At 51.3% G+C, this 14,333-nt stretch carries 11 protein-coding genes; 4 read left to right on the top strand and 7 right to left on the bottom strand.

Going from position 1 to position 14,333, the window contains the following annotated elements; all coding sequences use genetic code 11:
- Positions 1 to 519, top strand: a 519-nt coding sequence (locus tag F457_RS12745; protein WP_018980825.1) for an invasion associated locus B family protein, incomplete at its 5' end; no start/stop codon positions are given.
- Between the two features lie 63 nt (positions 520 to 582).
- Here F457_RS12745 and F457_RS0109085 read toward each other — a convergent pair.
- Complete coding sequence (locus F457_RS0109085) at positions 583 to 1,098, bottom strand: hypothetical protein (protein WP_018980826.1); 516 nt, start codon at positions 1,096 to 1,098, stop codon at positions 583 to 585.
- A gap of 213 nt (positions 1,099 to 1,311) precedes the next feature.
- On the opposite strand from F457_RS0109085, the gene F457_RS0109090 reads away from it, so the two are divergent.
- Positions 1,312 to 1,965 (top strand): SDR family oxidoreductase, encoded by a 654-nt coding sequence (locus tag F457_RS0109090; protein ID WP_040921048.1) that lies wholly within the window; start codon positions 1,312 to 1,314, stop codon positions 1,963 to 1,965.
- Between the two features lie 120 nt (positions 1,966 to 2,085).
- On the opposite strand, the gene F457_RS0109095 is transcribed toward F457_RS0109090, so the two are convergent.
- Complete coding sequence (locus F457_RS0109095) at positions 2,086 to 3,129, bottom strand: hypothetical protein (RefSeq protein ID WP_018980828.1); 1,044 nt, start codon at positions 3,127 to 3,129, stop codon at positions 2,086 to 2,088.
- Positions 3,130 to 3,395: 266 nt separating this feature from the next.
- Here F457_RS0109095 and F457_RS0109105 point away from each other — a divergent pair, with 266 nt between their 5' ends.
- Together F457_RS0109105 and F457_RS0109110 are read left to right on the top strand one after the other, a co-directional pair.
- Complete coding sequence (locus F457_RS0109105; RefSeq protein ID WP_018980830.1) at positions 3,396 to 6,029, top strand: M1 family metallopeptidase; 2,634 nt, start codon at positions 3,396 to 3,398, stop codon at positions 6,027 to 6,029.
- A gap of 170 nt (positions 6,030 to 6,199) precedes the next feature.
- Positions 6,200 to 7,087, top strand: coding sequence for a TauD/TfdA dioxygenase family protein (locus tag F457_RS0109110; protein ID WP_018980831.1), 888 nt, complete (start codon positions 6,200 to 6,202; stop codon positions 7,085 to 7,087).
- Between the two features lie 184 nt (positions 7,088 to 7,271).
- Here the strand turns inward: F457_RS0109110 and F457_RS0109115 are convergent, their stop codons facing one another.
- The 5 genes from F457_RS0109115 to ccmI form a co-directional block, all read right to left on the bottom strand.
- Positions 7,272 to 10,052, bottom strand: a complete 2,781-nt coding sequence (locus tag F457_RS0109115) for a TonB-dependent receptor domain-containing protein (protein ID WP_018980832.1) — start codon at positions 10,050 to 10,052, stop codon at positions 7,272 to 7,274.
- A 130-nt stretch (positions 10,053 to 10,182) separates the two neighbouring features.
- Positions 10,183 to 11,580 carry a class II fumarate hydratase gene (locus F457_RS0109120; RefSeq protein WP_018980833.1) on the bottom strand — a complete coding sequence of 466 codons (1,398 nt, stop codon included), beginning with the start codon at positions 11,578 to 11,580 and terminating at the stop codon, positions 10,183 to 10,185.
- 36 nt (positions 11,581 to 11,616) lie between these two features.
- Positions 11,617 to 13,275, bottom strand: a complete 1,659-nt coding sequence (locus tag F457_RS0109125; RefSeq protein ID WP_018980834.1) for an NAD-dependent malic enzyme — start codon at positions 13,273 to 13,275, stop codon at positions 11,617 to 11,619.
- The gene (locus tag F457_RS12750) at positions 13,275 to 13,589 is read right to left on the bottom strand and encodes a hypothetical protein (protein ID WP_018980835.1); all 315 of its coding nucleotides are present in this window, start codon (positions 13,587 to 13,589) and stop codon (positions 13,275 to 13,277) included. Before F457_RS12750 ends, F457_RS0109125 begins: the two co-directional genes overlap by 1 nt.
- Positions 13,586 to 14,329: a c-type cytochrome biogenesis protein CcmI gene (ccmI, locus tag F457_RS13370; protein ID WP_018980836.1), complete on the bottom strand. Its 744-nt coding sequence runs from the start codon at positions 14,327 to 14,329 to the stop codon at positions 13,586 to 13,588. Before ccmI ends, F457_RS12750 begins: the two co-directional genes overlap by 4 nt.
- Positions 14,330 to 14,333: the final 4 nt, after the last annotated feature.

Below are 14,333 nucleotides of genomic sequence, written 5' to 3' on the forward strand. Positions count from 1 at the left end.
GGAGTAGCGTGCGTTGTGGCGTTGGGTGCTCCGACAGCTATGGCACAGAGTGGTAAGAAGCCCTCAGTTCATAAATTGCCGGGTGGTGCGTCTTCGTTGAACGAGACCTATCAGGATTGGCAGGTTATGTGTCAGCAAGGGTCAGCTGGTGCGCGTTGTGCGGCTGTTCAGCAGGCATTTAATAACCAGAATCATCAGCGTATTCTTAGCGTGCAGCTGATGCCAGAAAATGGCCGAACGACTGGTATCATCGTCGCTCCGTTGGGAGTTGCCCTCGTTAAGGGGGTGACGCTTCAATCTGATGGACAGAAGATTGGAGAACCAATGGGTTTTACAGCCTGTGTTGCCGATGGTTGTCTTGCTCCGGCGTCTTTTAATGAGGCGCAGTTTAATAAGCTTCAAAATGCGAAGAAAGCGACTGTGAAGCTGACGGCGCTGACGGGGCAAGATATTGTTTTGCCTTTCTCAACGAAGGGACTGAGTGATGCCGTTGCACGTGTTAATGCATTAATGCACTAAGATGGTGTGATGGAATCAGAAAAAAAGCCCTCCAGATGGAGGGCCTTTTTTGTAGGAAATGTATTAAAACCCAGCAGCAATAGCGTTAATTGAGATCGTGCCTGAGAAATATTTATTGGTCGGTAACGTTACCTGGCCATTGCCATTATGAAGAGGGATTGTACCGCGCGTATGAGGGAGAATACTTGAGGTATGCGAACCAACAGTATGCTCAATAGCAGCAGAAAGAGAATAAACGAGCGTTCCGTTGTCGTTACTCTCATCTTTGTTGGGTTTTAGGCGGACGCGAAGCGTATAAGCACTGATCTTATAGGCATTATCGCCCTGATCGACACCAACATGTGTCATATTTTTTCGATTATTAGGAGCAACTTTTGTTTGCAGGGCGGTGGCTGATACGGGGTTTTTCGTAACAAGTGCCGTTGGTGTTACCATCGCTTGCACTTGATATACGCGATCAAGCCCTTCTGCATGAAGGGGGGTGCTCGCTAGGGGGAGGAAGCCACCAAAAGTCGCGCATACCATAAGAAAAGCCCGACGAGATGATAAGCGGGGGGAGGGGGTGGTACGGAAAAACACAATGCGTTCCTTAAGAAACCTATAAAGATGACTTGCACTAAACCGAACAAGCTTTGCTAAACTGTTTCTACGTCATAACAAACTATCGAGCAAGAATAAGGCTATGAGCTAAGAGATGGTCTCCTGTGCAGAGCCGTTGACCGTTCTATGGTTGATCAAGCGACCAAGGTTTCTTACCTCCAGCGCTATAGAGATCGGAAGATGGAGATTACGATGGCATCCAGTATTTTTGTAATTGGTGCGGCAGGGAAAGTTGGGAGGCGCCTTGTCCCTCGACTTATCAAAGAGGGGCATCGCGTTACGGCGCTTTATCGTCGACCTGAGCAGGAGGAAGATCTTAAGAAGCTCGGGGCAGTCCCAGTGTTCGGGTCTCTAACGGAATTATCCGTTGAGGAATTAGCCCAGAAGATGAAGGGCAGTGACGAAATCGTCTTCTCTGCAGGTGCTGGGGGAGCGAGCATTGAGCTTACAACAGCCATTGACAAGGATGGGCTAGAAAAAGCTGTGCAGGCTGCTCAACAGGCAGATGTAAAACGGTTTATATTGGTTTCAGCCTATCCTAAATCCTGGCGTGAAGAGCTGTATGCGCAGGTTTTTGAGCATTATATGCATGTCAAAAAAGAGGCGGATACCTATTTGGCAGAAAGCTCATTAGATTGGGTGATCCTCCGTCCTGTTGCGTTAACAGACGAGCCCGGTGTGGGGCGTGTACATGCGGGATTGTCCGTCCCTAATGGGAGCATTCGACGTGATGATGTTGCGGACTTTATCGTTGCTGTGATCGGCAAAGCAACGCTTTCTCATCGGATCATTGAGTTGGTCGGAGGTGATACGCCGATTGATGTTGCTCTGCAACGTATTCCGTAACTGTGCTGGAAAGGTGGAGTTTTATACTCTACCTTTCCTCCGTAATGATCTATTTGCATATGTAATATTCCGGTTGATTATCCGGTGGCTATGGACATGCTGTTTGTATAGACCGTTTTATTAATCATTTTGCTCTTTCTTTTCGGCTTCATCGATGGCGTGCTGTTGAGCGGTGATTTCACCAACTGTTTCTTGAGCGGATGCTCCATGATGAATTTTCGCAGCGCTATCAATGATGATGTTTGTTAAGTCAGGGCCAAGTTCTTCAGCTTTCCCTTCTTCCTCTTGATGGTGATGCTCGGCGATCAATGTGCTTAAATCCCCAAGAGTGAATTTATGGTCATTTAATGCATCCACAATTGAGTGAATATTGTTAAAAAATTCGGGATTATCTGTGTCTTTATGATGGGGGTTTGAAATGGTTTGTTCAAAGATATGATTGAGAGAAGCAGCAGTGTGCCCGTCTCTAACGCCAATCCCGACCCAGCTTTTTTCATCATTGGCAGGGATTCCCGCATCTGTAAAACTCTGCGTATCAATAACCGGTGCAGCTTGAGGTGCTGTCTTATTCTGATTGCTAGCAGCAGCTGCCGCCGCTGTATGAGAGCCCTGAGCACTCTCTTCTGAAGACGAGCTTCCTTTCGTAGGAGCGTTTTTATCTACGGCAGGATGCGCGCTCTGCGTGGAGGCCGGTGCGTTTGGCTGAGGGGCAGCTGTCTGAGCAGCGGTTGGTGTATTTCCTTTCGTAGAAGCGTTTTTATCTACGGCAGGAGGCGCGCTCTGCGTGGAGGCCGGTGCATTTTGCTGAGGGGTGGCTGTTTGCGCAGCGGTTGGTGTGCTTCCTGTATGAGAATTTTTATCTACGGTAGGAGGCGCGCTCTGCGTGGAGGCTGGCGCGTTTTTCTGAGGCGAGGCTGTCTGCGCAGCGGTTGGCGTATTGCCTGTATGAGCGTTTTTATCCACGGCAGGAGGAGCGCTCTGCGTGGAGGTTGCCGCATTCTCTGTATGAGGAATGGAGGATGCTGGAGCGTTCTGTCCTGCTACGGATGTAGTATTTTGGGAAGCTTGTGAGCCGGTTGGAGAAGAGACGTTTGAAGCGTAAACCGGACCAGCTAGGCTGGACGTTAAAAGAGCAACCGAAGCAACGCGAGTGAGCGTGGTCATACAGGCAATGGGTCCTTGAGCTGGTGGGATCGTCTCAAAAAAGGAAAAGTGGTCGTCAGAGGGTATACGAATTCGTGATATTTTCTACGATAAAGACACTAACTTTTTGTCATCCTCAGGTAAGGAAAGAGATGGGTGATGATTGTGTTGTGCGTTAAAAAGCGTTTACCTTTTGATGAGCTTGGGATTTATGGCGGTGAGCACGGTCATAATACTGAGTTGTTGCCTATCGCCGTTGGCATGTTACGAGATTAGGATGAAGCTATATGAATAAAAGATATTACTATGCGGCAACAGCTTTGCTTGGGGCTTTATGTCTTACGCCTGCGCGAGCTGAGGCGCCTTTTTCGTTTAAAACCACGCCGGGGCAGCTTTCAAAAAATACGATCCCTTCTGCTTATGCGCTTAATGTGAATCTTGATCCGGATTCGCTTGTGTTAAAAGGGCACGAGGCGATTACCGTTACTGTTGTTGCGCCCATGCGGAGCGTGACATTGAACCAAGCCGGGTTGCATGTCACGCGCGCTGCTATCGATGATAATGCGGTTCAGGCGATTGTTCATGATGAGAAGAAACAAACAGTTACGCTCTTTATGCGCCGCGCGCTTAAAGTGGGGCAGCATCGTATAACGCTCGATTATGATGGGGCGATTTTAACGACCCCGAACGGGCTCTATAGTAATGATTACCGTGGGGAAGATGGCCGGACGCATCGTATGCTGGTTACTCAATTTGAGGTGGCGGATGCGCGGCGAATGTTCCCTGTTTGGGATGAGCCCGCTTTCAAAGCGACTTTTAGGCTGAAGGTGACGTTGCCTGCCGATTATGTGGGTGTAAGCAACATGCCTGTTGAGAAGACACGCCGCGTTGGTGCGGGCTGGAAGACGCTGACCTTCCAAAAAACACCGAAGATGTCGAGTTATCTCCTCGCTTTCATTGCTGGTGATATGGGCTTTCTGCAGGCACGGTCAGGTGCGACAGATATTGGGGTTTATACCCCTAAGGGTAAGCAAGAGCAGGGGCGTTACGCTCTGCAAGCAGCTCAGTCGTTGCTGCCTTATTATAATAGCTATTTTGGGACATCTTATCCGCTTCCCAAGATGGATATGATTGCCGTTCCTGGGAATTATCAGGCAGGTGCAATGGAGAATTGGGGTGCCCTGACCTACATTGATAATGATCTTCTCTTTGACCCGAAAAGCAGCACGTTATCGACTAAGGAGCTGATTTACGAAGTTGTTGCCCATGAGATGGCCCATCAATGGTCGGGTGATCTCGTAACGATGGGTTGGTGGAATGATTTATGGCTCAATGAAGGTTTCGCAAGCTGGATGGAGGTGAAGGCTACGGCGGCCTTTAACCCAGAGTGGGACTTCTGGACACGGCAGCATCAAACGCGAGAAGCAACGATGGCCCGTGATGCTCTGCCCAGCACACACCCCATTCAACAGGTGATCCATAATGTCGCTGAAGCGGAATCCGTCTTTGATGCGATCAGCTACGGCAAGGGAGAGCTGGTGATTCGTATGTTGGAAGGCTGGCTTGGTGAGGACAGATTCCGCGATGGGATGCGTCATTATATGCAGGCTCATGCTTATTCTAACGCGACAAGCCAAGATTTATGGAATGCTCTGTCGAAAGCCTCTGGGCAAGATGTTTCTCGTGTCGCGAAAAGCTTTACAGAGCAAAAAGGTCTTCCTCAACTGAATGTCGCTCTGCGCTGTGTCGGGGGGAAGGCGTCTTATACGCTGACTCAGCGGCGCTTCGTTGTTCATGATCCAAAAGCGAGCGCCTCTATATGGAGTATTCCCGTCGTGGTGGGCGGGCCGAATCAAGCTGTGCAAAAATTGGTGGTGGGAACGCGCCCTGTAACGGTGATGGGGGCTTCGTGCCAAACGCCTTTGGCTTTTAACTGGGGAGAAAGCGGGTATTACCGCGTTAATTATGATGCTGCTTCCCTTGCCTTGTTGGAAGATCATGCTGCAGCGTTGCCTGCTGTGGAGCGGGCCACTTTATTGGGAGACCGTTACGCCTTGTTTGAAGCTGGGAGGGCTCCGCTTTCGCAGTATCTCAATGGGGTGATCCGTCTTGTTGGTGCTCAAGAACGCAATAGTACGGTGGTGGAGGAAGTTCTATCTCGCTTCACGCTGCTGAATGGTTATGAGCAAGGGCAAGCAGATCAAGAGGTGTTTCAACAGCGGGTGCGTCCTGTGTTGCAACCGCAGCTTGCTCGCTTGGGGTGGGACGCTCAGGAAGGTGAAAGCGTCTTAGATAGCTTACTTCGTCCACAGGTCATTGAGGCTTTAGGGTTACTCAATGACCCGCAAACGCTCAAAGAGGCCAACCCCCGCTTTACAGCATGGCTTGCAGACGCGAATGCCCTGCGGCCTGAACTGGTCGCGCCAGTGACGGCTGTGATGATGCGTCATGCTGACCAAAACACGTGGAACCGCGTGGCTCAGCGTATCCAGCATGCCGATAGTACAGAAGTGAAGCTACGTCTCTTTAATGCGCTGTCTTATGTTTCTGATCCATCATTGATTGAGCAAACGGTTCAGTTTGCCTATAGCGGGGCGATTCCTAATGGGCGTATTAACCGTGTTCTCGTGATGATGGCGCGACATAGCGCTCATCCTGAGCAGGTCTGGCAGAGCGTTTTGGCGCATAAAGACGAGATCCGTGTGCATTTAACGCCCGGATCACAAGATACATTCCTTGCTGATATAGCCTCTTGTTTGCTGGGCGTGCCAACGCGTGAAGCGCTGGAGGCGGATGTTAAAGCTCGTCCGACACATGGGGCACAATTAGCTTTAAAACGGGCTTTGGAGCAAAGCGCTGCGCAAGAAGATAACCGTCATCGTGCTGTGATGCAGATACATGATTGGTTGCACGCTCCATAAGTCATGCAGGCAAGACTTTCTTCACTCTCTGTTCATGGTGTCTGTGTAGAAAAGGCGGCGATATAAATGATGCTGTGCATGGCCTCAGGAAAGAGTGTGCCCTTGATATAAGGACGTGATGAACGTTGGGATTGGGGGCCTCTTTCTTGCCAGAAAGGGAGGGAGTCTCAATGCCTGATACGTTGAAAGCGCCAGGGCTTCATGTGACTAAAATCGGCGCCCGCTTGGGCGTCGTTGTGCATGGAATTAACGCGAAGGACGCCTTGACGGACAGTCAATGTCAGTTCTTGCGAGAGGCATTACGTCTTTACAAAGTACTGTTTCTCAAACGTCAATTTCTTGATAGCGACCAACATGAAAAGCTTGCCTCTGTTTTTGGGGAGCCGATTTTACATCCAACGATCAAAGCGCCTCATGGGCCACGCTATCGTTTTGATGCGGCGGCAGATTATGAAGCGCCGACTGATACAGGACATACGGATGTCACTTTTATACCGGCCTATCCAAAAGTGTCTGTGCTTCGTGCATTGGAGATCCCCCCAGTAGGTGGGGCAACCGTATGGGGGAATACAGCAACGGCCTATCAGGATCTTCCGAGAGCGTTAAAACATTTTGCGGAAGTCGCCTGGGGCATTCATTCTAATAATTGTGGATGTAATGAAAAGCGATTTGATGCCGATGCTCAGATTGAGCAGCAAGCATTTGAAGGTAAATTGCCTTGCTATATTACCCGACATCCTGTGGTGCAGGTGCATCCTGAGACAAAAGAGCGCAATCTCTTGTTAGGGGATTTTATTAGTGGCCTAGACGGGTTTTCAAGACGTGAATCAAATGTTCTTATAGAGCTGCTTCAACGTTATGTGACTCGTATTGATAATACGGTGTCATGGCATTGGGAGGAGGGTGATGTGGCGATTTGGGATACCCGCGCAACCCAACATTATGCTCCTGCCAATTTTGAGAGCCATCCGCGGTTACTGCGACGCATCACGGTAAAGGGTGATGTTTCAATGAGTTGTGATGGTCGCCCCGGTCAGGCGCTTGTTCAGCCTAAGTAAAGAGGGGTAGAAAAGATTTGCTTTTTGGTGAAAGGCTCGTCATTGTAATTTTGATAATGATAATCATTATCACACAGTCATCCGCACATAACGCTACACCGTCGGCAGGGGCCAGAGCCTTCCGGCGGTGTGGTGTATTGAGGGCGAGCGTTCTGACAGTGTTGTGTGTGCAGGGGCAAGGCGCCTAAAAAGTAACGCCTGCTTGTGCAAAGACGGATCGTCCCGCAATAAATCCGCTATAAAGAGAAGAGGCCGTGTTAAAGGCTCCGTCTGCGACAAAAGGCGGACGGCGGTTGAAAAGATTATTGATTCCCACATTCGCTTGCCATTGGCGGTTTTGGTAGCTCAGGGTGATATCCTGTAAAAAAATACCAGCCGTACGCGTGCGGCCCGCAGTTGCGGCTGTGAGATCATGCGTGCCGTCATTCCAGCGAAGCGAGCCCGTATAATTGACGAGATAGGTGAGGCTAAAATGGTTATGCCGCCACGTTACTGTTGTGTAGCTACGGTGGCGAGGCATGCCGCTGCCACTAAGATACAGCATCCGTCCGGTGAAATTATGCCATGCACCGCTTTGGCTGTAGCGCTGGCGGTAGCTTAGAAGATATTGGAAATTTTCGCTTAAAGAGAGCACATCCTGCTGGGTCAGTGTGAGATGATAGTTCAGGGTCATATCCACACCATCAGTTTTCATTCCCCCTGTATTTTGAGGAATGGCAGAGATTGCCGTTAGCTGGTTACTGGCTGAACGTGGTGCAATAAGCGAGCAAAATTCAGGATTGCTCCCTGTATAGCACCCATCAAGAAGAGTTTGTGTGGCCAAGGTAGTGATCATGTGGCGGAGGCTATAATGCCAATAATCAACAGAGAGGTGGAAAGCAGGGGCAAAGCGTGGTGTGAGATCCATCCCTAGGGTAAAAGCACGTCCATTTTCAGGGCGTAAGGCTTCGTTGCCGCCAGAAAGTGTGGGCAGTTGTCCGACAAAGGCGGAGCTAAAATTATTGGGATCAATCTGCTCTTTTCGGCAGCGAGCTATGACATTACTGGCTGCTGCGCCATAGCTTGTAGCACGGGTGCAGGGGTCAGAAGCGGAGGGGTATCCTAGAGTTCGTCCACTATAGAGACTGTAAAGATCAGGCTGGCGGTAAGACGTTCCCCATGTTGTGCGAAAAGCAATATCGCGTGTGGGGGCCCAATGCGCGCCGATTTTCCAGTTTTTGGTCAGGCCGAAACGGTTATAGGCTGAGAGGCGTCCTTGTAGATTGAGGCTCAGATCATGCGCGAAGGGGGCTTTTTGCAACAAAGGGAGGCGGGTTTCTGCGTAGCCCTCGCTTACGGTGAAGCCTCCTCCCGTATAGGCCCCTGTTGTGCCAGCGGAGTCACCGCGTGCAACGACATCATCGGGTGCGTAGCTTAGCTGCTCTCCACGATGTTCCATCCCTAAAGAAAGTCCGATTGGCCCACCATAACGGTAGGGGAGGCTGACAAGATGAGGGTTGCGGAGGCGAAAATTAACGTCACGCATTTGGTAAATAGCATGGTCTTTTTGCGTAAAGCGGATGTAATCCGCCGCTTTCCCCTGATAGGGCGCAAAAGGGTTCTGTAAAACACACCCAGAAGCGCTGGAACAGAGGCTTGGGTTATACTGGACGGCACTGCTCGATGAGGTGGGATCAAGCGCTTGTGTACCCGTGCTGTTGAGCAGATGGCGGTAATTGACCATATTTGCGGTGCGTGCGGCGAGGCGGCTTCGTCCATAGGTCATAGAGAGGTCATAGTCCCAATGCGCACCGAGCTTTCCGTGCAGGCCACCTAGAAGCGTGAGTGTGTTGGTTGAAATAGATTGGCGGCGTGGCCCGAGCTCGGCCATGCGTTTTGTGATGCTGGCCTCTTGTCCCCACGGATTATAGGGGTTCCCAGCTGGGAGAACCCACGAAGAGGGCAGCGTTGAGGGAGGTACGCTGCCTTGCACCGGGGCTGGTGACATATCACGCGAGGCGACGGTGCGGCTAAAGCGTGTTGTGCCATAGAGGGTGATAAAGCGTGAGAGTGTTTCGTGAGCATCAAGTGAGAGCGCTGCATTTTGATGAGCATTGGCAATGGTGGAGTTCCGCCCAAAATTATACGCATCACGCGAGGCATTATAGGCTCTGAATGTGCCATCGCCATTGGGGACAAGCCGCTTTCGCGTTCCTGGTTCAAATGCCACGCCTGATGGGATGATGGATGAGCCGAAACTTGGTGCGCCTTTAGCGGGGTTATCGTTTTGGGGAAGGGCTGCCCAGTCGCGATTGCGAGAATAGATCGGCCCTGTTGTGTCATATTGTCCAAAGAGCGTGATATTGCCGCGTCCTTGGTCAAGGCTGAAACCTTTATAGGCAGCGATTTGACCAGCGCGTTGGTCACCTTCTTGGCTAAGACCGCCCTTGAGGGTAATGCCACCGGTGGTGAGGTCATGTTTGAGATGAATGTTAATCACCCCTGCCACAGCATCAGCCCCGTAAAGGCTGGATCCGCCATCTTTGAGGAGTTCGACACGCTCAATTTGTTGCAGTGGAATGCTGTTGAGATCCACACATTCTGATCCGGCATTCAAGGTTGTGCGTTTCCCGTCAATAAGAACTAAAACGCGTTGTGAACCAAGATTACGTAGATCCGTGCAGACGGCTCCCTTCCCGCTATTGGTGGTGCTGTTCGTGGTGCCAGAAGAACCAATGGACGGAAGGCGGGAAAGATAATCCCCAAGTGAGGTTGCGGAGGTTTTTTGGATGTCTCGTGCTGTAATGGTCTGCACAGGGTTAGGAGAGCTTCCTTTGCGCCCGCCAAGAGAGGAGCCTGTGACGAGTAAACGCTCAGATGAGGAAGCGAGCGCCGTATCCTCTCCATCTGCTGCGGAGGCGGGAGAGATGAAAAACGGGCTTGCAGACAAGCTCAGACTGACAAGAGCAAACTTGTAGACGGACAAGGCAGTGGCTCGCGAAAGAATTAAATAATATTTTATGATATATTATAACATATTCGCTATCTGCAAGCATTTCCGTCATGGCGGTGTAAAAAACGGGCCACTACAGGGAGGTAGAGGCCCGTTTTGTGCGTTATGGTGTGATATTAGGAGAGAGCATGGTGGTTGGATCAGCGATGTTGTCATACTCTTCAGCTGTCATAAAACCGAGGTCTAACGCGCTCTGCTTTGGAGAAAGGCCGTTTTTGACCGCATGATGAGCGACTTGTGAAGCCCGATCATAACCAATGCTGGGTGATAAGGCGGTGACAAGCACAAGCGAATGGTCAAGCTGTTGTTTAATATGCTCTTCATTGGCGACAATGCCTTCAATCATAAAGCGACGGAAATTTTCCATCCCATCATGAAGAAGGGTGAGGCTTTGCATGATGTTATGAATCATGAGGGGCTTGTAAGCGTTCATATCCAGCATGCCACCAGCGCCGCCCATGCCAACAGCCACATCATTGCTCATGACTTGCGTGCAGAGCATGGTCAGGGCTTCAGCCTGTGTGGGGTTAATCTTTCCCGGCATAATAGAAGAGCCTGGCTCATTAGTCGGGAGGGTGATTTCCCCAATCCCAGCACGCGGGCCACAGGCGAGCAAGCGAAGGTCATTGGCGATTTTGAAGAGACTTCCTGCTAAGCCACGCAACGTGCTGGAGAGATGAACGAGCCCGTCATGCGCCCCTTGTAAGGCGAATTTGTTTGTTGCGCTGCTGAACTCTAGCTGTGTTAGGCGGGCAATTTCACTGCAAGCGCGTTTGGCAAAGCCTTGGTCTGTATTGACCCCTGTGCCCAGCGCGGTTCCACCTAACGCCAGCGGGAGCAGGCCATCGCGGGCTTGTTCAAGGCGGGTGATATGCTCATCCAACATCCCGACATACCCGCACCATTCTTGCCCGAGGGTGATGGGCACGGCATCTTGAAGATGGGTGCGGCCAACCTTGACGATGTCTTTCCATTGCCGTGCTTTTTGTTCAATCGTACGGCGCAGACGCGCTAATGCAGGGAGGAGTTGCCGATCCACCGTGAGCGCGCTTGCAATATGCATGGCACTGGGGAATGTGTCATTGGTGGATTGGGCCATGTTGACATGGTCATTGGGATGGAGCGGTTCTTTGCTTCCCAATGCATAACCAGTAATCTGACTAGCGCGGTTCGCGATGACCTCATTGACGTTCATGTTAAACTGCGTGCCCGAGCCCGTCATCCACACATGGAGGGGGAACATGCGATTATGCATACCGCTCATGATTTCATCACAAACGGTGAAGATAAGATCACGCCGTTTGTCAGACAGGCGCCCGCTGGCATTGTTGGCTGTGGCACAGGCGCGTTTAAGGATCGCGTAAGCCTCAATCATTTCATGAGGCATCCGCTCCTTACCAATACTGAAATAGCGGAGGGAGCGTTGGGTCTGCGCGCCCCATAACACGTCGTTAGAGACGTCAATATCTCCAAGCCCATCGGTTTCAATACGGGTACTCATGGGGTCATTCCTTGACTAAAAAGAGAGGAAGTAGGGTTAAGTGGGTTGATAGTCTTGGTATGTCGGGGTCCAGCTGAGACGGTCTAAGGCGTTCTGGAAATCCTCGTCGGTAAAGTCTGGGCATAGTTTTTCATCACGGGCATGATAGGCGACGGCACGTGCAACCGTGCGGGCAATCGATGCACTATCTTCTAATGGAGGCAGCAAATTGTCCCCGTCCTGAAGGAGTGGGGAAAGCTCTGCCACAGCTTGCGCTGACGCCATGAGCATCCCGTCACTAATGCGCTGGGCCCCGCAGGCGAGGGCGCCTAACCCAAGACCTGGGAAGATGTAGGAATTATTGGTCTGATCTATGGCGATTGTGCGCCCATTGATCGTGACAGGGGCAAAGGGGCTGCCTGTGCTGACAATCGCCTGACCATTCGTCCATGTTAGAATATCTTGTGGGGTGGCTTCCACATGACTGGTTGGGTTGGACAGAGGGAAAATCAGTGGGCGCTGGCAATGCGTGCTCATGGACGTCATGAGAGATTGCGTAAAGAGCCCCGCTTGCCCTGAAACACCGATAAGAATGGTGGGGTGCTCCGTCGTCACGACGTCTTCCAATGTGCGGCCGACACCGTCGCGTGATGCTTCAGGACGGGCAAAGCGTTTTTGCCCTTCGGTGAGGTTCGGCATATCGTTTGTGAGCAGGCCGGGACGATCCAGCATGAAGAAACGCGCGCGGGCGTCGCTTTCACTCGTGCCTTCTGCCAGCATGGCTTGGAAGAGTTGGTCAGCAATACCGCAGCCCGCTGACCCGCCGCCTACAATCGTGATGGTTTGTTGGGAGAGACGTTCTTTCTTCGCTTTAACGCCCGCTAAAATCGCAGCGGTGGCGATGGCAGCGGTGCCTTGAATATCGTCGTTAAAGCTCAGCAGTTGGTTGCGATAACGTGCAAGGAGTGGGGCGGCATTAAGGCCGGCGAAATCTTCCCAATGGAGGAGGAGATGCGGCCAGCGTGCGGTAATGGCTGTGATGAACTCATCGACAAATGCGCTATAAGCGTCTCCACGTAAGCGCGGGGTACGGCTGCCGATATAGGAGGGGTCGTTGCGCAATGTTTCGTTGTTTGTGCCGACATCTAAGGTGATCGGCAGCATCATGTCGGGGTTGAGACCAGCACAGGCGGTGTAAAGCGAAAGCTTCCCAATGGGAATGCCCATGCCGTTGGCTCCGAGGTCTCCAAGGCCCAAAATCCGTTCACCATCGGTGACAATAATCAGCTTAACCTTATCGTAATCGGGCGAAGCGATGAGGTCAGCAATATGGCCTTTATGCTCTGCTGCGATAAAGAGCCCACGCGGCCTTTGCCAGATATGGGAAAATTCAAGGCAAGCTTGCCCCACGCCGGGTGTATAAACGAGGGGCATCATCTCTGTTAAATGGCGCTCAAGCAGAGCGTAAAAGAGTGTTTCGTTACTGTCTTGTAGAGAGCGTACATAAATATGACGGCTGAGCGTATCTGGCTTGGCCTTCACGGTTTCGTACGCTTGGGCGACTTGCTCATCTAAGCTGTGAATAGCAGCGGGAAGACGTCCGTGCAGGCCAAAGGCGGTGCGTTCTTCATGAGAAAAAGCCGTACCTTTATTGAGCAGTGGCGTATCAAGAAGGGCCTGACCTTTTAGAGAAACAGTGCGAGGTGAAGAAGTCATCAGTCAGTCTCCTTGATGTGGGGGCTCTGTTTAGAACAGATCCAGCGGTCTGTATTGAAGCGATATTGAGCGAAGGCAAAGCCTAAAAATAGGCCCCCAGCAGCGATAAGCACAAACCAGAAGGAGAGTGGGATGAGTAAAAACGCAACGCTGGGCGCAAGTAAAAAGCCGATGAGAGAAGACAGAATGATTTCACGTGAAACAGGGCCAAAATGTTTCTCAGCATGGCAGTTAGGGCAGGTGGTTGCTGTGCCGCCAATGGTGTGGTGGCAGCAGGGGCAGCTCATGACACCTTGAGAGGAGGGAGTCATCATGGATGATCTTGGTCCTTATCATGTTCGCCCGAAGCAATACGTGCTTCGACGGCCATCCGCCACGGAGCTTCAGGTGGGGACGCATCAAGGGCGCGATGATACAGTGCTAGGGCCTCTTTTGTCACATGGCCTGCATTGCGGGTTTCAAGCTCGGCAATTTGGAGGGCAAGCTCTGGGGTGAAATGACTGTTAAGAGCGATCGTCCAATCGGCCACAGTTTGTGTCGGCATGCCCATTTGGGCTTCTAACTCGCCACGACGAATATGCAAATTGGCCATAGCGGGATCCGTTGCAGGACGTGTAGCCAGTTGTGCATTGATCATATTGAGCTGCGTTTGAGCCGATTGTTCTGGCACAGGGAGGGGTTTGCGTTCATCGGCTGATTGCGCTGATAGCAGCGGAAAGCCGTTAATGCTGTAGAGAAAGAGTGCTAAAATAGGGATAAGAAAGACGGTTGCTACGCCGATGAGGATATGGAGCCGCCCGAGCGAAGCCGTGGCCTCTGGTGGGCTGGTGATGAGGTCATCAAGCTTGCGCTGCATCGTGAAACGGGCGGCCTCATAATCGCTATCGTCCAGCCGATGGGCATTATGGTCTTTATGGAGACGGTCTAGCTCTGTGCGATACTGGTCTTCTACGGGATTATAGGTTTCACGCTTTACTAAGGTTGAACGCCAAAGGCTGAGACCGATGGGGATGAAGATAAACAGCGTAAAGATTAGAAAGCCAAAGAGAAACATAATG

This window comes from Saccharibacter floricola DSM 15669, assembly GCF_000378165.1.
In the GTDB taxonomy this organism is placed as follows: Bacteria; Pseudomonadota; Alphaproteobacteria; order Acetobacterales; family Acetobacteraceae; genus Saccharibacter; species Saccharibacter floricola.